The sequence below is a fragment of the Mesorhizobium helmanticense genome (genome assembly GCF_003034915.1).
GTDB lineage: Bacteria > Pseudomonadota > Alphaproteobacteria > Rhizobiales > Rhizobiaceae > Mesorhizobium > Mesorhizobium helmanticense.
Map to the genome: position 1 here is coordinate 151,888 of NZ_PZJX01000029.1, position 21,051 is coordinate 172,938.

Genomic DNA, 21,051 nt, shown 5'->3' on the forward strand with positions numbered 1-21,051 from the left:
CCGAGCGAAGCTCGGTCGGATGAGGGGTGTTCCAGCTTGGCGCGCGCCTTCGTCCACATCGGCAAAAATCACCAACGCCTCATTCCTTCCAGCACCCCTCATCCGTCTCGGCGCTACGCGCCGATCCACCTTCTCCCACAAGGGGAGAAGGCAATTTCCGCCGGCTCAAAACCGCTCCAGCTTCGCCCGCACCTTCTCCAGAAACGCCGCCCTCGTCTTCGGTGTCGAGGCATCCATGAGATAGTGCGCCAGGAAGAACGTCCTGCAACGCCTGGCGCACAGCGCCCGCATACCGCGCAGGATTGTCTTTCGTCCCGGCTGGCCGACGACGACGCTCCACCAGGTCGGTGCGCCGCAGGTCGTGATCACGCCAATCCTGGTCACATGCGTCATCAGCGACTTGATCCGCCCCTTGCCCACCGGCAGAGCGAAAGCGACGTCCGTTGCCCATACCCGGTCGAGCCAGCCCTTGAGCATAGCCGGCAACCCGTACCACCATGTCGGATAGATGAAGAGGATCGCTTCAGCCCAGCGCAGATCATCGATATACGGCTTGAGCGCCGGGTCCCGCGGGGCACCGTCATTGTAGGAGCGCCGCTCGTCGCAGCCCATCACCGGATCGAATTTGTCCGCGTAGAGGTCGAGCAGTCGTATTTCCCAGCCCCTCGCCTTCAGCACTTCGATGGCACAGTCCCGGATCGCCGCGCAAAAGCTCTCCGGCACCGGATGGCAATAGACCACCAGGGCCCGCATCAGAACGCATCCATCCTGGCCGCGACCTTCGCCATGAACGCCTTGCGAGTCCCGTCGGTCGACAGGTTCATCGAATAATGCGCGAGATAGGAAACGGATGCGCCGGGCTTGATGGTGGCGCGCAGCATGCGGCTGACCACCTTGCGCGGCGGGTCGCCCATCAGCATGGCGCGGAACCGGCTGCCGCCATAGGTGGTGACCGCAGCCAGCTTGCTTATGTTGTGCAGCGTCGGCTGCACCTTGCCGTCGACCAGTTTGAACGACACGCCGGGCAGGAAGACGCGATCGAAGAAGCCTTTGAGAATAGCCGGATAGCCGTAATTCCAGACCGGGAATGACAGCACCAGTGCTTCAGCCCTTTGCAAGCGTTCGACATAGTCGGCCATCGCATCGCCCGGCCTGCGCTGGTCGTGGTAGCCCAACCGTTCGGCCCGCGTCAGCCGGGGATCGAAATCCTCGGCATAGAGATCGCAGTCGTCGACGGCATGGCCAGCCGCCGTCAGCCGCTCGACGATCACCTTGTGCAGGCCGGCATTGAAGCTGGTTTCGACCGGATGAGCGTAGAGGACGAGGATGTTCATGCGCGCTCTCAGCCCGCCTTCTGCAAGCCCTTGAACAGGAATGACTTACCCGAACGGTAGTCGTAATCCGGGTTCTCCCACGCGATCATCTTGCCGGGGTTGAGCAGCCCTTGCGGGTCGGTCTCGCGCTTGAAGGCAAGCTGCACCTCGTCGGTCTGCTTCATGCCCCCCTCTTCCAGAGTGTAGCGATGCGGGTTGAATATCCAGCAGCCATTGTCCTCATGGATGCGGATGATCTCGTCGAGCCGCTCTGCCGTGGTGAAACGGACCAGCGGCAGGCCGGCAACGCCGATCGCGCCGTCGAAGCGGATGAATTCGAGATGGGACGGCACTTCGTCGCCGAAGCGGTCGATCATCGCCTTGACGTGCGCGAGATGATCCGGCGAGGGATAGCGGGCCTGCAGATAGGTGATCGTGGGATCGACCCTGATGGCGCGCAATGTTGTGTGGTTCCAGGTCAGTTCATAGGCCGGCGGCAGGCCCTTCAAATCGGCCTCCTTGTCGGCGCGGAAGACGATCTCGCCCTTGCTGCGCGCCGTGAAAGCGAGGAAGGCGTCCATCGCATGCGGCGCGATCATCAGGACGACAATGCTCTGCTCGCGCCGGAAGAATTTCTGATGGCGCTTGAAATAATCGTACGGGATGGGGGCGGCGATCGGCGTGATCAGCTTCGCCAATATGCCATCCTGGGCGGCGAGATCGTCGCCGAAGCCGGCCGCATCCATGAAATCGTCGAAGCCGACGATGACATCGACCCAGTCGTAAGCTGATGTCAGCGGCATCTCGACCTCGGTGATGATGCCGTTGGTGCCATAGGCATGCATGACCTTCAGCACGTCCTCGCCGGTCAATTCCATGACGCGCGGCTCGGCCTCCATCGTCACCGTCCTCAGCCTGATGACATTGCCGAGGTCGCGCAACCCGCCCCAGCGGATCGAACCGACGCCGCCGGAGCCGCCGGCAACGAAACCGCCGATCGACGCCGTGTTGTAGGTCGACGGCGACATCCGAAGCTCCTGCCCGGAATGCGCCCGCGTCGCTCTGTCGATCTCGGCCAGAACTGCGCCCGGCCCGGTGACGACGCGGCCGGGCGCAATCGCCTTGACCGCGTTCATCTCGGCCAGATTGAGCACCACGCCGCCGGACAGCGGCATCGCCTGCCCGTAATTGCCGGTGCCGCTGCCGCGCGGTGTTACCGGAACGCCGTGCCGGTGGCAGGCCGCCAGCACGCGGATCACCTCGTCTTCCGATTTCGGCGTCACGATCAGGTCGCCGGTGACATGGTCGAGTTGCTGCTTCAGCACCGGACTGTACCAGTAGAAGTCGCGGCTCTTCTGCTGGACGATCGCTGGATGGTCGTCGATCTTCAGCCCGTCGAGGTCGTGCTTGAGCGCCGCGATGTCCATTACTTCACCATCAGTTCATCGAGTTCGGCATAGTCGGGCAATTGGCGCTCGATGGCGCGGCCATCGCGCACCACGATGCGATCAGATTCCGGTCGCGACAGCAATTCCGTCCAGCTCCGCCCCCTGAAGACGACAAAATCGGCCGCACCGCCAGCGGCGAGCGTACCAACACCGTCGAGCCGCATCACATCGGCCGGCGTCCTTGTTACGGCCATCGGCCAGTCGCCGACAGGATGATCGAAATGCAGGATGCGCGTCGCCATGCGGTAGACCTCCAGCATGTCGAGATCGCCATAGGCATAGAACGGGTCACGCGTATTGTCGGAGGCAACGGCAACCGGAATGCCGCGCGCCTTCATCTCGTGCAGCAGCGTCACGCCACGCCAGCGCGGCGTGGTTTGGTCGCCGCGCCGGTCCTGCAAATAGAGATTGCACATCGGCAACGACACCACGGCGAGACCCGCCTTCGCCACCTTGTCCAGCGTGTCGTGCACGTCGAGGTCTGGCTGGCGCGCCAGCGAACAGCAATGGCCGACGAGGATGTTGCCCTCGAAACCGTTCCACAGCGCCGCCTCGGCGATCTTCTTCAACGAGATCGCGGCAACATCGTCGGTCTCGTCGGCATGGAAATCGAGGTCGAGCCCGTGCTTGATCGCCTCAGCGAACACCTGGTCGAGAAGTTCCTCGAGGTCCGGCACCATATAGGTGACGACGCCGAGCACGCCCTTGGCCGCGGCCACGCGCTTTGCCAGTCCTTCGAACCATTTCCTGTCGCGCACGCCTTCGATGCCGAGCAGGCAAGCGGCCTGCAATTCGATACGGCCACGCCAAGTCTCCCGCATCGTCTCGAACACCGGCCAGGATATCTCCTCCTGCGGCGCGACGCTGTCGAGATGGGTGCGCAACGCCCTGGTGCCGTGCGCGTAGGCGCAGCGCAGGGAAAAATCCATGCGCCGGGCAACGTCCTCGGCGCTCCAGCGCGCGGCGCGGTCGGCGCCGGTGGCATTCAATGCGCCCATGAAAGTGCCGTCGGGATTGGATTTTCGCGGCCAGATATGGCCCTTGTCGATGTGCGTATGGCAGTCGACGAAACACGGCATGACGATGCGGCCGCCGAGGTCCACGGCGTCGGCCGGCGCCCTGGATCGGCCATGCGCGGCAATGCTGGAGATCTTGCCGTCGGCGACGGCGATGTCGGCAAGCGCGAAGCCGTCGGCATCGAAGGAAGCGGCAAGGCCCGGCGTCAGCGATGCATGAAGCCGGACATTGGCGAGATGATAAGCGGCAGATGCTGGGATCACCCTATCGCTCCTGCTTCAGCGCGCTCTCGTGCCAGCGCCGCAGGATGAGGTGCGAAATCAGCGACAGCACCAGGAAAATTAGAATGCCAATCAGCGAGATCAGGATCAGCGCCGCAAACAGCCGCGGCGCATTGAGCCGATAGCCCGCCTCGATAATGCGCGAGGCGAGACCCGATGACTGCCCGGTGGCTCCGGCGACGAATTCCGCCACGACCGCGCCAATCAGCGACAGCCCGCCGGCGATCTTCAGACCGCCGAGGAAATAGGGCATCGCCGCCGGTAGTCTGAGATAACGCAATTGCTGCCATTGGGTCGCGCCGTTGAGCTTGAACAGATCGCGCAGATTGCGGTCGACGGAATTGAGGCCAAGCGTGGTGTTGGACAGGATCGGAAAGAAGGCGACGATCCAGGCGCAGAGCAGCAGCTTCGTCGTCTGGTTGTCGACATAGATGTTGATCAGCGGGAAGATCGCCACGATCGGCGTCACCTGCAGCACGATGGCGAAGGGGAAGAACGACATCTCCACCCATTTCGATTGCGCGAACAGGACCGCCAGTCCGACCCCGCCAACGACGGCCAAAGCCAAGCTGAGAAAGGTGATCCTGAGCGTCACCAGCAGCGAGGAGAACAACAGCCCGGCATCGTCATGAAGCGTTTGCAGCACCACGCCGGGGCGCGGCAATATGTATTTCGGAATATCGTTCCAGACGCAGACGCGGTCCCACAGCCAGATCGCCAGGATCATGATCGCCAGCGGCAGCAGCCATCTGCCGATCCGTTCGAGCCGCTCCTGGCGCAGGCGGCGCGCCTCCTCGGGATCGAGCGTCGGCGTGTGTCCTTCAATGGCCGTCATGATGCGACCCGGCGGTTGAGTTGATGGCGCCAACCAGCACGTCGGACGCCTGGCGGCAGAGTGCGGCATAGTCGGGCGAGGTGCGGAACGCCTCGTCGCGTGGATAGGGCGCATCGACCGCGAATTCCCTGAACACCCTACCCGGCCGCGCCGCCATGACGACGACGCGGTTGGACAGGAACACGCTTTCGAAGACGCTGTGGGTGACGAAGACGACGGTGAAACGTTCGCCTTGCCACAACTCCAGAAGATCGTTGTTGAGCTTGAAGCGGGTGATCTCGTCCAACGCTCCAAACGGCTCATCCATCAAAAGCACGCGCGGCCTGGTGACCATGGCGCGGGCGATCGAGACGCGCATCTTCATGCCGCCGGAAAGCTCGCGCGGCACGGCGTTTTCGAAACCGGTCAGGTGGACCCGCGCCAGCATCTCCATGACAGAAGGCGCCGCCTTGGCCCGCGACAGGCCTTTCAGCCTGAGCGGCAGCCAGACATTGTCGAAGACATCGGCCCAGGGCAGCAGCGTCGGCTCCTGGAAGACGAAGCCGATGTCAGAGCGGTCGAAGGAGCCGCTGCCGCGCCAGTCGAGCACGCCCGAGGTCGGCGTCGACAGGCCGGCAATCAGCCTGAGCGCCGTCGACTTGCCGCAGCCTGACGGCCCGAGCAGGCTGAGGAAATCGCCCTCCCGGATCGTCAGGTTGACATCGCTGAGCGCTGTCACGCCGTTGGAGAAGACCTTGCCGACATCGCGAAGCGCCAGGAGCATCGGGCCATCGCCCGATGCCGCCATAGGCGCTTGCGCCACTTTCTCCAGCTTCACGATTATTTCTTCAGGTCCAGCCCGATGCCCTTGTTGATGAAGGCGAGCGTGTAGGCCTTCTTGATGTCGATGTCGGGCTGCGCCACCTTGGCCTTGACCATCTTGTCGTAGAAGCTCTGGATGCGCGCTTCCGTCATCGCGCCGATGCCGAGCTTATCGGTATCGCCGGAATCGACCACACCGAACTTCTTCAACTGTTCGATCGAAAAGGCGATCTGCTCATCCGTCATGTCGGGATTGTCCTTCTTGATCATGTCGTTGGCAGCCTTGTTGTCGCCATAGAGGTAGTTGTACCAGCCCTTGGCGGAGCCATCGACGAAGCACTGCACGACCTCCGGCCGCTTGTCGATCGTGTCCTGCATGACCTCGACCGTGGTCGCATAAGTGTCCCAGCCATAGTCGGCGAGCAGGAACTGGTTCGGCATGAAACCGCCCTCCTTCTGGACCGCGAACGGTTCCGAGGTGACATATCCCTGCTGTATCGACTTCTTGTTGGCGATGAACGGTGCCGGGTTGAAGGTGTAGGGCACGCGCTTGGCGGCATCGAAGCCGAGTTCGATGACCATCCACTGGAAGAAGGTCTGCGCACCCTCGTCGCCGAGAATGTACTGCTCAGCATTCTTCAGATCGTCCCATGTGTCCAGCCCCTGGCCGGGATGGGACATCATGACCTGCGGATCCTTCTGGAAATCGGCCGCCACCACACGCATGGGAATGCCTTGCTGCACGGCGTCGAACGCCGAAAGCAGATTGCCGCCCATGTAGAAGTCGATCTTACCGGCGAGCAGCAACGGCCGGCCGCTGACCTGCGGCCCGCCTTGCGTGATCGTCACGTCGAGCCCACAAGCCGCATAGGTGCCGTCAGCGACTGCCTGATAGTATCCGCCATGCTCGGCCTGAGCGAGCCAGTTGGTGCCGAAGATGACTTTTTCGTTCGCCGCCGCGCCAAACGTGTTTGCGGCAAGCAGCGCGATCACGCCTGCCGAGATCATCCATTTTCCACCCATGTACACCACCCTTTGTTTGTTCCAGCGCGCCATGCACCGGGCCCGACACCGTAGTTTCAAGAAGCAAGACACATGCCACCACCAGGGTCGTCCGCTTACGCAACAGCCGCATACGAAGACTGGACGGGTCGTGCTGTATGGGATGCATCGTGCCTATTTTTTGAACGCCTGTCCACAATTGCACCGATGGCATGCACCACATCTTGAAGACCTCACTGGTCCGGTCCTACGCTGGCGCAAAGAGGAGATTGCCATGTTCAGATTCCTTACGCCGAAGTCGATCAAGCCGCCTTTCGCCCGTTACAGCCACGGCGTCGAGGTGCCCGCGGGGAAGCGGCTGGTGCTGTGCTCAGGCCAGGTCGCCATCACAGTGGATGACCAAATCCCGGAGGATGCCGGCGCCCAGGCCGAACTCTGTTTCCAGAACATAGCAGCGATCCTCGGCGAGGCCGGGCTTGGACTTCAAGACATCGTGCGCATCAATGCCTATGTCACCGACCGCGTCTTCCTCCGACCCTATATGGACGTTCGCGACCGGCTGTTTTCGAGCCCGGCGCCGGCCTCGACGCTTATGATCGTGTCCGGTTTCGCCCGGCCTGAATTCAAGGTCGAGATCGAGGTCATCGCGGCCGGGTGATCGACAGGCGATGCCCGCCGCGCTAGGTCTGGCCTGTTCATTGAAAGAGGCATGACATGACCGTTGCAAACAGACGCGTATGGTGGGGCGACTACCGGACCACCGAATACGCCACGATCGACCCGGAGGCGACGATCGCCATTCTGCCGGTGGCGGCGATCGAGCAGCACGGCCCGCATCTGCCGGTTTCGACCGATACCTCGATCATGGGCGGCATGCTGGAAACGGTGATCGCGCGCCTGCCCGGCGATCTCGACATCCGCATCCTGCCCGTCCAGGCGGTGGGCAAGTCGAATGAGCATCTGCATGCGCCAGGCACGCTCACTTTGCCGGCAACGACCCTTGTCGATGCCTGGACCGAGCTTGGCCTGTCGGTCTCCCGCGCCGGCGTCAGGAAGCTGATCGTCGTCAACTCGCATGGCGGCAACGAGGAGATCATGGGCATCATCACCCGCGAATTGCGCGTGCGCGCAAAGATGCTGGCGGTGAAGACGAGCTGGCAGCGCTTTGGCCGGCCAGCCGGCATGTACACCGAGCTCGAGGACCGTCACGGCATCCATGGCGGCGACGTCGAGACCTCGCTGATGCTGTATTTCCGGCCGGATCTCGTCGACATGGGCAAGGCCGACAATTTCGCCAGCAATGTCGGCCGCGCCGAAAAGGAATTCTCGCTGCTGCGCCACACCGGGACGCATGCCTTTGCCTGGATTGCCACCGACCTCAACCCGAATGGCGTGGTCGGCGATGCCAGCATCGCGACAGCCGAAAAAGGCCGGCTGACCGCCGAGCATCAGGCCGACGGGTTCATCAGTCTTTTGATGGATGTGCGCAAGGCAAAGCTCGCCGACTGGCTGGCGTAGCGATCCCGCGAGCCGAATTCAGCGGTCAATGTCCAGTGCAAAGGGCGTGCCTTCGAAGGCATCGGCGCCGCGCCCGATCGCCTGGATCGCTTCGATCATCCGGCCGTCGCGCTCAAGCAGCGTGTCGGCGACCGCTACCAACCGTGGATTGGGCGTCGCCGTGGGCGACAGGGCGCGCAACGTGCGGGCCAATTCGGCCTCGCAACGCTTGGGCGCCAGTGCGGCCGCAATGATATAGGCCGAGGCGGTCGAACGGCTGATGCCGGCATAGCAATGAACCACCAGCGGCCTTGCACGATCCCATCGGCGAGCGAAGTCGAGCAGGTTGCGGACGTGTTCTTCGCCCGGCATGGTCATGCCGTCCTGCGCCACGGCAATGTCATGCATGACGAGGTGGAGATGGTTTTCCCGGGTAATCGACGCCGGCCGGGCCATCAACGTACCGGCGGCCAGCAGCGACAGCAGCCGCTCGGCGCCGGTCTTCGTCACTGTTTCCTCGACCTTAGACAGCGAACAGACATGGATCATGGCTTGATCTCCCTGGCGGCATCGTCGCGCCGCGAAGCCCAGTCCGCAAGAGCGGATTCGAGCCGCCGCCATTCCTCATCGGAGCCCGGCAATCCGGCGCGCAGCACAAGCGGCCGATTAGGAAAATGCCGAAGCAAGACGCCGCGTTCGCCGAGCGCCGAAAACAGGCCGGCAGCGCCCGGCAGGCTGACATAGCGGAACAGCATGGTGCCGCCCGCGACAGGAACGCCGAAGCGGTCAAACAGCGCATCGAGCCGTGCGGCATCCTCGGCCAGCCGCCGCCGCATCTCCACCTGCCAATCCGTGTCGGCCAGCGCGCGGATGCCATATTCGAGCGCCGGGCCGGCGACCGCCCACGGCCCGAATTGCGCTTCCAGCCGCTCGACCGTCAGCGTATCGGCCAACGCAAAGCCAAGCCGCAGGCCGGCGAGACCAAAGAACTTGCCGAAGGAGCGCAGTACGACAATGCCGCCCTGCCCGACATCGCCGGCAAGGCTCTCGCCAAGCGGGCCGACATCCATGAACGCCTCGTCGACGACCAGCAACCCGCCCTTGGCGCGTAATTTCCCGGCAAGCCGAAGCAGGTCTTCGCGCTCGACGACACGCCCGTCCGGATTGTTGGGATTGACGACAATGGCAAGGTCGGCCGCGGCCAGCGCCTCGAAATCGTCGACCTCCGCCACCGCATGGCCGGCAATCGCCGCCGCTCGACTGTGTTCGGCATAGGTCGGGCCGAGCACCAGCGCCTTGCCGGGTCTTACCAGCGAAGCGACGCGCGGCAACAGAATCTGCGTCCCGGGCGCCGCCGCCACATGCGCCGCCGATGGTGCGCCATAGGCGCTCGCCGCGACATCGGCGAGTTCGCGCAGGCGCGCGGCCTCCGGCAACCGTGACAGGGCGGTGGCGGGCAGCTCGAAAAGCGGATAGGAGTGCGGATTGATACCGGTCGAGAGGTCGACAAAAGGCTGCGGCGCCTGGGGAAAGAGCGCCCTCGCCCGACCAAGGCTTCCGCCATGATCCACTGCTGCCACCGCTCCATCAAGAAGCTTCATGTCGTTCCTGATCGCCTTCCTGTCACTGGTTATTGAATTCGCGCTCGGTTATCCGGATTGGCTGTTCCGTCGCATCGGCCACCCCGTCACCTGGTTCGGCAGGCTGATATCCTTTCTGGATCGCCGGCTCAACCGCGATACTGATTCCGACGCGCTGCGTCGCCGGCGCGGTATTCATGCGCTGTTGGTCATCGTGCTGGTGCCGGCGATCATCGCTTTGGTGCTGGAAATCCTGCTGTGGCAGATCCTTCCTTCCGGTCTGCTCATCGTGGCAATTCTCGCGACCTCGCTCTTGTCGCAGAAGAGCCTGGCCGAGCATGTCGAGGGCGTGGCCGACGCACTCGACAATGGCGGGCTGGCCGTCGGTCGTGTCGCGGTCTCGCACATCGTCGGCCGCGATCCCGAAACGCTCGACAGGGCCGGCGTCTGCCGCGCCGCGATCGAAAGCCTGGCCGAGAATTTTTCCGACGGCATTGTCGCGCCCGCCTTCTGGATCGGTGTCGGCGGGCTCCCCGGCGGCGTTGCCTACAAGGCCGCCAACACCGCCGATTCGATGATCGGCCACCGCACGCCGCGCCATGAAGCCTTCGGCTCGGCAGCGGCCCGTTTCGACGATCTGATCAACCTGCCAGCGTCGCGGCTGACGGCGCTGCTGATCGTGTTGGCGGCTTTTTTCGTCAGCGGCGCCAATGCGAAAAACGCCTGGCGCACCGTGCGGCGCGACGCGAAGAAACATCGCTCGCCCAATGCCGGTTGGCCGGAAGCCGCGATGGCCGGCGCCCTTGGTCTCGCCCTTGCCGGTCCGCGCAGTTATGGTGGTGTCATGGTCGAGGATGCCTTCATGGGCGACGGCGGCCGGCGCGATGCCGAGAGCGCCGACATCAGACAGGCGCTGAAACTCTACCGGACGGCCGACTTTCTGCTGATCGCGCTGTTTGGCATCGTCGCGGCGATCGTCCTCGTTTCGTGACCACGACAAGGATCAGGCGCGCTCAGAACTCTATCCCTTGCTGCGCCTTCACGCCGGCCGAGAAATGGTGCTTGGTCACGCCCATCTCAGTCACCAGATCGGCCGCCTCGACCAGCGCCGGCTTGGCGTTGCGGCCGGTGATCACGACATGCAGGCCTTCGCGCCGGCCCTTCAGTGCCGCCACGACCTTGTCCAGATCGAGATAATCGTAGCGTAGTGCAATGTTCAATTCGTCAAGCACCACAAGGCTGATCGAAGGATCGGCCATCAGTTCGAGCGCCTTGGCCCAGGCGGCTTCGGCCGCCGCGATGTCGCGCTTCAGATCCTGCGTCTCCCAGGTAAAACCCTCGCCCATCGTGTGCCATACGACCCGGTCGCCGAAGGCGGCAAAAGCGTCCTTCTCGCCGGTGTGCCATTTGCCTTTGATGAACTGGACGACGCCGACGCGCTTGCCATAGCCGAGCATGCGCAGCGCCAGCCCGAAGGCGGCGGTGCTCTTGCCTTTGCCCGGTCCGGTGTTGACGATCAGCAGGCCCTTCTCGATCGTCTTTGCCGCCACCTCGGCATCCTGCACCGCCTTGCGCTTGGCCATCTTGGCGCGGTGGCGTTCCTCGTCCCGATCTTTGATGGTCTTGCCGTCGATATCGGTCATCTCACTTCACCTTGAGCGGCAGGCCCGCCACCATCAAAAGCACCGTATCGGCGACTGCGGCGACCTGCTGGTTAAGCCGGCCGGCGGCGTCGCGAAAGCGCCTTGCCAGCGCATTGTCGGGCACGATGCCCTGGCCGACTTCGTTGGAAACCACGAACCACGGCCCGCGCGGCCGCGACAGCACATCGACCAGCCGCCGACATTCGGTCTCAAGATCATGTTCGGCCAGCATATGATTGGTCAGCCAGAGCGTCAGGCAATCGATCAGGACTGGCCGACCGTCAGGCAATACGGCCAGCGCGCCGGCAAGATCGAGCGGCGCATCCACGGTCATCCAGCCTTCACCACGCCGCGAGCGATGCAGCGCGATGCGTTCGCGCATCTCGTCGTCATAGGCTTGCGCCGTCGCGATATAGGTCCACGGCCCCTGGCAGGCTGTCACCAAGGTTTCGGCGTGCGCGCTCTTGCCGGAGCGCGCGCCCCCGATGATGAAGGTCAATCCTTTGCGATCAGGCAAAGCTGTCGCGCAGGCTGGTCGCCGTGCCGGTAAAGCGTCCGCGCACCACGCCGACGACGGCGCCGAGCACCAGCCAGAACACCAGATTGGTGAGCGTCACCGCCACCACGAACTGATGGTGCAGGCCTTCCGGGATCGGCGTCTCGAAACTGTCGGGCTGCGGCGCGCCGACAATATGCGGCGCCACGATCAACGCCACGGCCAGGATCGCCAGCGGCAGCGATTTGCGGAAGGCAAGCAGGCCGAGACCCGCGGCGGTTGCCACCGCCGTTGCCGTCCACCAGATCTGGCGTTGGGCAAGGTCGGCCGCCGGCATTGCGGGCAGTTCCGGCGGCAGGCCAAGGCCCGGCGCCAGTGTGAACACGGCAAAGCCGGCCAGGCCCCAGAACACGCCCTGTCGCCAATTGCCGATGCCGCCGGCGAATTCCGAAACCGCGACCAGGATCAGCGCGAAGCCGATGCCGGTAACGACATTGGCAACCACGTTGAAGGCGAAGCGCTCGAAGCCGTCAGCCGGTGCCCAGCCTTCGTCTTCCGCTGGTGCAGCCGCCTCGGCCGGCGCCGGTACGGCACTGCTCATGGCATTGGTGTCGGTGGCGTTGGCGGCTGGTGCAGCGGCATGCCCATGCTGGTGGCCGCCACCGGCCTGTTCGTAGACTTCCGCCTTGAGGATCAGCGGCACGGTGGCATAGGCCTGCATGCAGGCGAGAACGACGCCGGCCACGAGCCCTGCGATCGCCGCGATGAACACGACGTTGCGAAACAGTGTCATGATGTCAGCCCCTCGTCAGTGGCAGGGAAACGCCATGGAATGGCGATAGTCGTGGGCGGCATTGTGGACCGCCTCGATATGCGAGAAGCCGACAAAGCCCATGACGAAAATGCCGAGCAGCGCGGCAAGCGCGAGCTGCATGAAGCGCGACTGCGAGGAGACGGAAGCGCCGAGAGAGACGGAAGCGGTATTCATATCTTGTCCTTTCGCCCTCCACCCGAGGGCATCGAAGTCAGTTCCCTGTCGCCGGCAGGTCTCCTGGCTCGCGGATCAGCGCCCTTCCCCACCTTCCCGAAGAAAAATCTTCAGTGGCATATGGAGAGGACTACCGCACACAGTTGCGGGGGCAGCCACGGCATTGGGCAAGAAAATTCACCCTCACCGCATTCCCTCTTGGTCCCTAGTGGAACCGACGACGCTGTGACTATAGGCAGAATCGTCGCGCCCGGCAAACCAAATTCCGCCCGTTACCAGCGTGAATGCGCCACGCGGTTTCAAGGCTTCGACGCAGCGATCCGCCCGGCAACCAGCCGCTGCAGCCGCCACAGATGGCGATCGTGAATGCCGCGCTCTTCCAGGTTTTTCACCGTATTGTAGAGGTAGTCGGCGCCCGATCCCCAGTGCCCGCAGGATGTGGCGAGCTTTTCGACCACCTCTTCTTCCGCGAGCGGTCCGGCATAGGTCGTTCCCTTGCGATTGATGACGAAGGCCAGCGCCTTGACCGGCCCGCTGTCGCTTGCCAGCGAGAGCAGGCGCGGATGGTAGCTCGTCGGCTTCAGCGTCACCTCGCGCCGAAAAAGCTTGTCGAGCTGCGCGCGGCGATCGCCATCGCTCAGCCGAAAGGCAACACCCTTGCATTGTCCGCCACGGTCGAGAGCCATCATCAGGCCGGGGTTGTCCTTGGTGCCACGCCAGCGCGTCATGCGCATGCAGAACGACCGATGCCAACCGCGCGCCACCGCGACCCGTTCCTCGATATGGTCGATTTCAGGCTTCCAGATCAGCGAGCCATAACCGAACAGCCACAGCGGTTCGCTTCCAGGCAGCTCCGCCTCGAACGCGTCCAGCATCGCATTATAGTCGCTGTCGTCGAGATGCATTGCGTCCGGGTCGGGTCCGCTATCCTCGACGGTGCGAAAACAGCGCGCCACCAGTTCTGGCGTCAGTGACATCTGTCGTGCGGTCATGTCCCAATCCTATTGCTCCCGGCATGATTAGGCACCGCGACCGAAGCCGGCAATGCCGTCGCCCCAATTGACAAACGATTTGCCGGGGTGTCGGCTGGCGCATCACAGGAGGCCGGTCATGCAACCCAATCCGAGCGAGCGCGATCCCTATAATGGCCTGACCCGGGCCGAGCCGACGCTGCCGTCATCAGCCTATTGGGATGCCGAGGCCTATCAGCGCGACCTCGACGCCATCTGGTACAAAAGCTGGCTCTTGGTCTGCCGCGAGGCCGATCTTGCCCAGCCGCTGGCTTTCAGGACATTCAGGGTCGGCACGCAGGAGATCGTCGTGCTGCGCGACGAGACCGGCGCGTTGCGCGCCTTCCATAACACCTGCCGGCATCGCGGCTCGCAGCTCTGCCAGGAGAGCGAGGGCCGGCTGAAGGCACGGCTCATCACCTGTCCCTATCACGCCTGGTCCTATTCGCTGCGCGGCGATCTCGTGCGCGTGCCGTCGAAGTCTCTGCCGGAAGGTTTCGACAAGGCCGAGCACCCACTCTACCGCGTGGCGCTGTCGGTGTGGCGCGGCTTTGTCTTCGTCAATCTCGCCGAGGATGCCGGCGGCTCGGCCGAAGCCGCCTTCGATCCCGCATCCGGCAATCTCGGCAACTGGCCGCTGGAAACACTGGTGTCGGGCCATGTGCTGCGCAAGGTGATGAACTGCAACTGGAAGATCTTCTGGGAGAACTTCAACGAATGCCTGCACTGCCCGGGCGTGCACAAGGATCTGTCGCGGCTGGTGCCGATCTACGGCCGCGGCCTGATGGGGCGGCATGACGATCCCGAATGGGCCCGTCATGCCGACAATGACGCGCCGGAGTTTTCCGGTGGCCTCAGGGCTGGAGCCGAAACCTGGTCGCGCGACGGTCATGTCCATGGCCCGGTCTTTGCCGATCTGACCCCGGCAGAGCGCGCCGCCGGCCAGACCTACGCCACCAGCCTGCCATCGATGTTCATCGTGGGCCATGTCGACTATGTCAGGACAGTCCGGCTGGTGCCGCTCGGTCCCGAACAGACCGAACTCACCGCCGAATGGCTTTTTTCGGCCGAAGCGCTCGAAGCACCATCCACCGATATCGACAATATCGTCGCTTTCGGCAGGCAAGTGCTGGAGGAAGACGCGGCGATATGCGAGGTCAACCAGAAAGGCCTGCGCTCGATGCGCCACAATACCGGCGTCCTGATGCCCGAGGAATACGATTTGCATCGCTTCCACAACTGGGTGCGCGACCGGCACGCGCGACCATCACCAAAACCCTGAGGCTCCGTCAGCCCCATTACTAATGAAATTACGAAGCCGGAGATAGCGACTATCAATTATATAAAAAAATACAATTCACAAAGTTATGTTGTAAGCTTCATTATCCCTGATTTTCTTTAGAAGCTCCACAGCTTCTTTAGAGTAACGACGAAAGCACCCGTCTCCTGACGGCACGGCATAGTGATACTGATTGTCGCTCTTGCAGATATCAACCCCCTTTTCGTCACGAGCCTTTTCAATTAATTTCCGAGGAGTATGCCATCTGTTGTACCCGAGCTGTTTTCCAACTGCTGTAAGCGTAAACGGGTGGCTCGCATTTGGACTTTCAGATTTTGCGATGCCCAACAATTTCGGAAGCTCGTCATCTGAATCGGCAACTGACTGCAACTGATCGTAGTCTATTTCGAGACCACCCTTGGGAATGTCAGTTCGAAGTAACTTGAAAAATCGAGCGGAAATCGCACGAAGCAACTTGGGATTTACCCATTTCAGTGGGCTTTGTTCGGATAGCCTTGTAAAAAGCCAATCAAATCGATCGGTCACGATTGCCCGAACTCGCAGCTGCGAATCTTCTGAACCGATGACATACTCTTCCCGGAAGTCCGTCAGTGTTGCCGCATCTGACCGCCACTCGACATAGAAAATGTTCTCGATGAGCTTGTCGGGTCCGCCCAGTATCTCGCCTATATCTTGTATGATTTCGGTAACGTTTGGATCTCCAAGTCCATATCCAAAAATAAATACAGGATGCTCCGCTAGGTACGTCAAAAGTTTTGCAGATATATACTTCTTCTTTGTTCGGTAATTTTTATAATCATCACCCGTAACGACAAGCGACGAGGGGTCTTCCATCGATCCATGAATCTTGAATATCTCACCAATGAGATTCATGTCTCGGCGAATAACCTTCTCCCCGACAACCGCTTCATAATCTCCAAATACGCTCTCAAGAAAATTGTCATAGTTCGTCGTAATGATTGCATGAGGGTTGGTTTTCTGGAGGAGATTTATCTCCTCAGCCAATTCCAGCCCTTCAATTTCGGCGACGGTTGGACTAGTGCCAGCGATCTGCTGGGCCACGATATGTTTCAGGAATAGAGACCGGTCGGAGTCGTCTTCAAAATACTCCGCTGGGAAGCTATTCTTACCCGTTGACCAAGCCCATTCGAACACCTTTTCCTCGAGGATGGTTCCTATCTCTATCGGGCTTTGGTTCGTTTTTTGACGCAAATATTGAAAGTCCGGATCAGACATACCGATGTAATTTGCCACACCCTTCAGCAGTTCCATCCACGTCGGAGCATTGAAATATCGCTTCGACATTCCAGTCCCAACGAAGAAAATCGGCTGGCATTCTAAATCCTCCAGCGTTTCCTGAATCAGTAGAGATGTACGCTCCTGGTAGCGCTCATACGGTGATTGCGGCATGCCCCCTCCTCGAAGTGATAGATGATGAAATGGATATCGCATCTTCTGGCCTTGCCTCTTAGGCAAGATGTAGCGAGGACCGCCACGGCCCAAAGCATCAGTTGATCTTCGGTCTACATGATCATCGCCGATATTACGAATACTCAAAAGGCCCAACTGGGACAAACTGAACAGCCGGACGACAAAAACACAGACGCAGGGCTCTCGCAGCGTAAATGCTAGCTGGACTTGACCAAAGTGGTAGCGCGCCTGGTGTTTCGTTCACCTCACAGTCCGTTGGGCTAGTAGTTAGCGTTTTCACCGAAACCTCGAACATCAAAGCGACTTCGGCAGATAGCGCCAGGTAACGAAGCCGCAAACCGCCGCCAGCAGTCCGAGCGTGGCGAACACCGAGCCCAGCCCGAAAAACGCCAGCACAACCGAATAGACCAGTGGCGGTGTGAGCTCGGAAAAGTCGAGATAGGTGCGATAGACCGCCGCCATCTGTGCCCTCTCGTAGAAGCGTACCGAGCGCATGAAGGCGGTCGAGCCCAGTGCGTCGAGAGCGATGGCGAAGAATGCGCCGCACAGCAGCAAGGCGCCGGTAAGAAACGGCACGGATTCGCCGACGGCGCCCGCCGCCAGCAGCATGGCCGACATGGCGAAATAGGCCGATGTCATGGTTCGCCGGCCACCAAAACGCTGTCCCACCCTGCCCCAGAAGATGGCCGTGAACAGCAGCGCATTGCCCGCCGAGACCAGCAGGCCGCCGGCGAGTTCCCCCTCACCGGTGATCACCATGAACAGCGGCCCGTAGACGAAGAACGTCGTCCAGAAGCAGGAGCGGCCGAAGGCGATCAACCAGGCCAGCCTGAGACGTGGCTGGGCGACGAAACGGCCGATATTGGCCAGCGGATTGGCCGGCCGCGTCTTGCCCGGACGGATCGACTGGTTGTCGCCGAGCCGGTAGGTCCAGAACAGCGCCAGCAGGGCCATGGCAAAGATGGCGACCGCGCCATGCGCGGCATAGATGCCGAAACGCGTGTAGAGGAAGATGCCGAGTGTCGGCCCGCTGGTCCAGGCGAGCATCGACCATGCCATGCGCAGCGATTCGGCCTGCATGAAATCGGTCTTGCGGATATGGTCCATGATGTAGAGGCTGAGCGTGATCGATAGCGCGCTGGCGCCCATGACGCGGCAAAGCATGCCCGCCAATTGCCCGGCAAGCGTGTGCGTGACGAAGAACAGCGAGCCGACCGCAAGCAGGCAGGCGCCTGCGGTGTAGACCCAGCGCCGGGCAAAGCGCCGGATCAGCATCGGCATGAACAGCGTCACCGACAGGCCGAGCAGCGCCACGACGGTGTAGAGGATCGAGACGATCTGTTCGTTGCGGAGGATTTCGTAGGCCTGGATCGGGATGACGCTCGACACGGTGGCGCGCGCAAAGGATTCAACGGCATAGAGCGAGGCGAAGGTGCGTGCATCCGCCGGTCGCAAGGCCGGAAGCCCGATCGGATGGCGAACATGGGTGGCCATTGCTGTCCCCGAAGCAGAATCGCCCAAAGCAGAACGCGGGCCCAAATCTGCCGTGGTAACTCCTGGCCCGGTAACAGGAAACCGACGCGTTCACGGCAAAAGCGAAGCTGGTCAAAGGCTTTCCGGCGCTGGCCTAACGCAGCGGCCCGAAAATTCGAATCGATTTTCGGAAAGCACGAAGTGGACGCACGTCGCTCTAATGCTGGCCTTGACGCGGCGCTGGCACGAACGAGCACCGAGGACATGCATTGGTCCGCCTTCTGTTGTCCGGCCCAACCGTGATAGTCGTCTTGCGGGGCTGAATCAGAATTGCGAGACCATGAGCATTCCCACGTCGACCGCCACCGTTCAGGATTCGCCGAAGCCGAAGCGCATCATCGCCATCGACATCGCGCGCGGCATCGCCCTGCTTGCCATGGCGAGCTACCATTTCACCTGGGACCTCGAATTCTTCGGCTATACCGACCCCGGCCTGACCGCCTTTGGCTGGTGGAAGTTCTACGCGCGCTGCATCGCGTCGACCTTCCTGTTCCTGGTCGGCGTCAGCCTCTATCTCGCCCATGGCAAACAGATCCGCTGGAGTGGTTTCTGGAAACGCTTCGCCATGGTTGTCGTGGCGGCATTGGCCATATCGGTCGTCACAAGGATCGCCACGCCGGACGGCTTCGTCTTCTTCGGCATATTGCACGAGATCGCGCTGGCCAGCCTGCTCGGCCTGGCGTTCCTGCAGCTGCCGGCGCTGCTGACGGTTGTGGTCGCAGGCCTCGTCATCGCCGCACCCTTCTATCTCAGGTCCGAAATCTTCGACCATCCGGCCCTGTGGTGGGTCGGCCTGTCGGCGTCCAATCCGCGCTCCAACGACTATGTGCCGCTGTTTCCATGGTTCGGCGCCGTGCTGCTGGGCATCGCGGCGGCGAAACTCGGCTCCGCCTCCGGCGTGCTGACACGGCTGGCGCACCTCGCCCCCGGCCGCTGGTCAAATCCACTGGTGTTCATCGGCCGGCACAGCCTCGCCTTCTACCTGATCCACCAGCCGCTGCTGATCGGCTCGGTCTGGCTGTTTTCGCAAATCATGCCGGCACAGGTCGAAACCAAGGAAGTCACCTTCCTGAAATCCTGCCAGCTGTCGTGCGAGCAACAGCGCGACACGGAGTTCTGCTCGAACTATTGTGTGTGCATGCTCGACACGCTCGAGGGCGAGGCCACGCTTGATCGGCTCTACAACAACGATCAGACTCCTGAATGGAAGGCGCATATCGGCGAACTCGCCGGCGCCTGCACCGCCAAGACCGAGAGCAGATTGATGGAGGGAGGCCAACAATGACCGCCAATCAGCCGAAAGCAGGGCTGCCGAAGCCTGGGCACATACCATGGCCGCCGCTGATCTATCTCGCGGCGATCGCCATCAGCGTCGCGCTCGGCCTGTTCTACCCGCTGCCATGGATCGGCGGCCTTCTCGGCGACATCCTGTTCGCCGCCGGCCTTGTGGCGTTGCTCGGCGTCGTCGCACTCTGGTTCACCGCGATCCGCGCCATGATCCGGGCGAAGACGACGCTCAACCCCAATGGCGTGCCGGAGCATCTGATCACGTCAGGCCCCTTCGCCATCAGCCGCAACCCGATCTATCTGGCCAACACGCTGCTGTTGATCGGCGTCGCCTTTATCTCGGGGATCGCATGGTTCCTGCTCCTGGCGATCATCGCGGCCTTCGTAACGCAGAAGGTGGTGATCGAAGGCGAGGAAAAGGTGTTGACGGCGAAATTCGGCAAGAAATACCGGGACTACGCGAAAAGGGTGCGGCGCTGGATTTGATAGCGGCGAAATCAGCCCGAAGCCTTGCCCGAAGCGCGTCCTATGTCCGGCAGTAGCTTCCGTCCGACATAAAGCAGCACCGGGATCAATAGCACGATAACCAGGACGACGGCCGGTCCCGCCAGGGCGAAACGCGATGACGAGACATAGCCCTCGCGAAACGCCTGATGCAGCAGAGCGGCGGTGGCCGGCAGATTCAGGGCGAGAGCGGTCGCGGTGCCTGGCATATAGCGGCCCATTGCCAATGTGGCGAGGAGATGCGGAAAAGCGACATTGAGCAGCATCGCCAACGCATAACCGGTCAGGACGTAGGCACCGAAACTCTCCCGTCCCTGCACGGTTGCGATCAGCGCGGCAATGCCGGCAAGAACAGTGAGTACGAACACCGCGAACCGGAATTCATTGGCTCCAACGGGACGATGCCACCGCCCTGCTTGCTCGGACCAGGCAGGCAGAAAAATGGCTTCCTCCAGATTGTGGATAGCGACCACGGCGGCGAACAGCCAGGCGAGAATGATAAACATGATTTGACTGATCGCCGTTAGAGTGCCTGGCGGAAAGACATCGGGATCGTTCAAGTGTTGACGCCGAGCTCCACCAGCCGCTCGACGCAGGATTCCTCGGCCTGGTCCAGTTCGGCCAGCGTCTCTTCGAGGTCGCGGCGCTTCTGCCTGAGATCCTCGCGCTTTTCCTCGATGCGCTTGATCATCAGCTTGAGCTGGCCGACCTCGCCGGGCGGCTCCTTGTACATCTGGATGATTTCGCGGATCTCGTTGATCGAGAAGCCGAGCCTTTTGCCGCGCATGATCTGGCGGATGAGATGCCGGTCGGACGGGCGAAACAACCGGGTGCGGCCACGCCTTATCGGCTGCACCAGCCCTTCATCCTCATAGAAGCGCAAGGTCCGCGTCGACACGTCGAATTCGCGGGTCAGTTCAGTGATCGAATAATATTCCCGCATCGTCGCTCCAAATACCCGGATACGGCGCGCATGCCTATGATGCGAGTTCGCCCTCCAGCCCCTGTACCCGGCCTGCCGGAATCGGCGGGCGGCCCCATTCGCCGACCCTCGCATGGCATTTACGTAAAAGTCAATTAAGGTG

The 21,051-nt window shown here is 62.0% G+C and carries 24 protein-coding genes and 1 riboswitch; of the genes, 6 read left to right on the top strand and 18 right to left on the bottom strand.

The window, feature by feature from the left end:
- Nucleotides 1-165: 165 nt before the first annotated feature.
- The 7 genes from C9427_RS17135 to C9427_RS17165 are packed head-to-tail and all read right to left on the bottom strand — an operon-like array spanning nt 166 to nt 6,718.
- Nucleotides 166-753: an NAD(P)H-dependent oxidoreductase gene (locus tag C9427_RS17135; protein ID WP_107650312.1), complete on the bottom strand. Its 588-nt coding sequence runs from the start codon at nt 751-753 to the stop codon at nt 166-168.
- Nucleotides 753-1,334, bottom strand: a complete 582-nt coding sequence (locus C9427_RS17140) for an NAD(P)H-dependent oxidoreductase (protein ID WP_107650313.1) — start codon at nt 1,332-1,334, stop codon at nt 753-755. The genes C9427_RS17135 and C9427_RS17140 overlap by 1 nt, the downstream gene beginning before the upstream one ends.
- A gap of 8 nt (nt 1,335-1,342) precedes the next feature.
- On the bottom strand, nt 1,343-2,740 hold the full coding sequence (locus tag C9427_RS17145; RefSeq protein WP_107650314.1) for an FAD-binding oxidoreductase: 1,398 nt from the start codon (nt 2,738-2,740) through the stop codon (nt 1,343-1,345).
- Nucleotides 2,740-4,041 (bottom strand): cytosine deaminase, encoded by a 1,302-nt coding sequence (locus C9427_RS17150; RefSeq protein ID WP_107650315.1) that lies wholly within the window; start codon nt 4,039-4,041, stop codon nt 2,740-2,742. The genes C9427_RS17145 and C9427_RS17150 overlap by 1 nt, the downstream gene beginning before the upstream one ends.
- Nucleotide 4,042: 1 nt before the next feature.
- Nucleotides 4,043-4,894, bottom strand: coding sequence for an ABC transporter permease (locus C9427_RS17155; protein WP_107650316.1), 852 nt, complete (start codon nt 4,892-4,894; stop codon nt 4,043-4,045).
- Nucleotides 4,881-5,711 (bottom strand): ABC transporter ATP-binding protein, encoded by an 831-nt coding sequence (locus tag C9427_RS17160; RefSeq protein ID WP_107650317.1) that lies wholly within the window; start codon nt 5,709-5,711, stop codon nt 4,881-4,883. The genes C9427_RS17155 and C9427_RS17160 overlap by 14 nt, the downstream gene beginning before the upstream one ends.
- Nucleotides 5,712-5,713: 2 nt before the next feature.
- Nucleotides 5,714-6,718, bottom strand: coding sequence for an ABC transporter substrate-binding protein (locus C9427_RS17165; RefSeq protein ID WP_107650318.1), 1,005 nt, complete (start codon nt 6,716-6,718; stop codon nt 5,714-5,716).
- Nucleotides 6,719-6,971: 253 nt separating this feature from the next.
- On the opposite strand from C9427_RS17165, the gene C9427_RS17170 reads away from it, so the two are divergent.
- Both C9427_RS17170 and C9427_RS17175 read left to right on the top strand, forming a co-directional pair.
- Nucleotides 6,972-7,355: a RidA family protein gene (locus C9427_RS17170; RefSeq protein ID WP_107650319.1), complete on the top strand. Its 384-nt coding sequence runs from the start codon at nt 6,972-6,974 to the stop codon at nt 7,353-7,355.
- A gap of 56 nt (nt 7,356-7,411) precedes the next feature.
- A complete protein-coding gene (locus C9427_RS17175; protein WP_107650320.1) occupies nt 7,412-8,215 on the top strand; it encodes a creatininase family protein in 804 nt (267 codons plus the stop codon).
- Between the two features lie 18 nt (nt 8,216-8,233).
- Here the strand turns inward: C9427_RS17175 and C9427_RS17180 are convergent, their stop codons facing one another.
- Nucleotides 8,234-8,743, bottom strand: a complete 510-nt coding sequence (locus C9427_RS17180) for a tyrosine phosphatase family protein (RefSeq protein ID WP_107650321.1) — start codon at nt 8,741-8,743, stop codon at nt 8,234-8,236.
- Nucleotides 8,740-9,795, bottom strand: coding sequence for a threonine-phosphate decarboxylase CobD (gene cobD / locus C9427_RS17185; RefSeq protein WP_107650322.1), 1,056 nt, complete (start codon nt 9,793-9,795; stop codon nt 8,740-8,742). Before cobD ends, C9427_RS17180 begins: the two co-directional genes overlap by 4 nt.
- On the opposite strand from cobD, the gene cbiB reads away from it, so the two are divergent.
- Nucleotides 9,794-10,765 (top strand): adenosylcobinamide-phosphate synthase CbiB, encoded by a 972-nt coding sequence (gene cbiB, locus C9427_RS17190; RefSeq protein WP_107650323.1) that lies wholly within the window; start codon nt 9,794-9,796, stop codon nt 10,763-10,765. The two genes, cobD and cbiB, sit on opposite strands and share 2 nt — an antisense overlap.
- 22 nt (nt 10,766-10,787) lie before the next feature.
- Here cbiB and cobO read toward each other — a convergent pair whose 3' ends face one another.
- The 5 genes from cobO to C9427_RS17215 form a co-directional block, all read right to left on the bottom strand.
- Complete coding sequence (gene cobO, locus C9427_RS17195; protein ID WP_107650324.1) at nt 10,788-11,417, bottom strand: cob(I)yrinic acid a,c-diamide adenosyltransferase; 630 nt, start codon at nt 11,415-11,417, stop codon at nt 10,788-10,790.
- Nucleotide 11,418: 1 nt separating this feature from the next.
- Nucleotides 11,419-11,934, bottom strand: a complete 516-nt coding sequence (cobU, locus tag C9427_RS17200) for a bifunctional adenosylcobinamide kinase/adenosylcobinamide-phosphate guanylyltransferase (RefSeq protein ID WP_107650325.1) — start codon at nt 11,932-11,934, stop codon at nt 11,419-11,421.
- The gene (locus C9427_RS17205; protein ID WP_107650326.1) at nt 11,927-12,706 is read right to left on the bottom strand and encodes a CbtA family protein; all 780 of its coding nucleotides are present in this window, start codon (nt 12,704-12,706) and stop codon (nt 11,927-11,929) included. The genes cobU and C9427_RS17205 overlap by 8 nt, the downstream gene beginning before the upstream one ends.
- 15 nt (nt 12,707-12,721) lie before the next feature.
- Nucleotides 12,722-12,901: a CbtB domain-containing protein gene (locus C9427_RS17210; protein ID WP_107650327.1), complete on the bottom strand. Its 180-nt coding sequence runs from the start codon at nt 12,899-12,901 to the stop codon at nt 12,722-12,724.
- A gap of 36 nt (nt 12,902-12,937) precedes the next feature.
- Nucleotides 12,938-13,135: riboswitch (cobalamin riboswitch) on the bottom strand.
- 65 nt (nt 13,136-13,200) lie between these two features.
- Nucleotides 13,201-13,893, bottom strand: a complete 693-nt coding sequence (locus C9427_RS17215; RefSeq protein WP_107650328.1) for a gamma-glutamylcyclotransferase — start codon at nt 13,891-13,893, stop codon at nt 13,201-13,203.
- 118 nt (nt 13,894-14,011) lie between these two features.
- Between C9427_RS17215 and C9427_RS17220 the strand changes: the two genes are divergently transcribed.
- The gene (locus C9427_RS17220) at nt 14,012-15,193 is read left to right on the top strand and encodes an aromatic ring-hydroxylating oxygenase subunit alpha (protein ID WP_107650329.1); all 1,182 of its coding nucleotides are present in this window, start codon (nt 14,012-14,014) and stop codon (nt 15,191-15,193) included.
- Nucleotides 15,194-15,268: 75 nt separating this feature from the next.
- Here C9427_RS17220 and C9427_RS17225 read toward each other — a convergent pair whose 3' ends face one another.
- Nucleotides 15,269-16,621: an SIR2 family protein gene (locus tag C9427_RS17225; RefSeq protein WP_167434385.1), complete on the bottom strand. Its 1,353-nt coding sequence runs from the start codon at nt 16,619-16,621 to the stop codon at nt 15,269-15,271.
- 315 nt (nt 16,622-16,936) lie between these two features.
- Complete coding sequence (locus C9427_RS17230) at nt 16,937-18,136, bottom strand: MFS transporter (RefSeq protein ID WP_107650331.1); 1,200 nt, start codon at nt 18,134-18,136, stop codon at nt 16,937-16,939.
- Nucleotides 18,137-18,455: 319 nt separating this feature from the next.
- Here C9427_RS17230 and C9427_RS17235 point away from each other — a divergent pair, with 319 nt between their 5' ends.
- Together C9427_RS17235 and C9427_RS17240 are read left to right on the top strand one after the other, a co-directional pair.
- On the top strand, nt 18,456-19,460 hold the full coding sequence (locus C9427_RS17235) for a heparan-alpha-glucosaminide N-acetyltransferase (RefSeq protein ID WP_107650332.1): 1,005 nt from the start codon (nt 18,456-18,458) through the stop codon (nt 19,458-19,460).
- Entirely contained in the window at nt 19,457-19,948 is a 492-nt protein-coding gene (locus C9427_RS17240; RefSeq protein WP_107650333.1) for a methyltransferase family protein, read from the top strand. Before C9427_RS17235 ends, C9427_RS17240 begins: the two co-directional genes overlap by 4 nt.
- A gap of 11 nt (nt 19,949-19,959) precedes the next feature.
- On the opposite strand, the gene C9427_RS17245 is transcribed toward C9427_RS17240, so the two are convergent.
- Nucleotides 19,960-20,526, bottom strand: coding sequence for an HXXEE domain-containing protein (locus tag C9427_RS17245; protein WP_146172554.1), 567 nt, complete (start codon nt 20,524-20,526; stop codon nt 19,960-19,962).
- Nucleotides 20,523-20,909 carry a MerR family transcriptional regulator gene (locus tag C9427_RS17250; protein ID WP_107650335.1) on the bottom strand — a complete coding sequence of 129 codons (387 nt, stop codon included), beginning with the start codon at nt 20,907-20,909 and terminating at the stop codon, nt 20,523-20,525. Before C9427_RS17250 ends, C9427_RS17245 begins: the two co-directional genes overlap by 4 nt.
- Nucleotides 20,910-21,051: the final 142 nt, after the last annotated feature.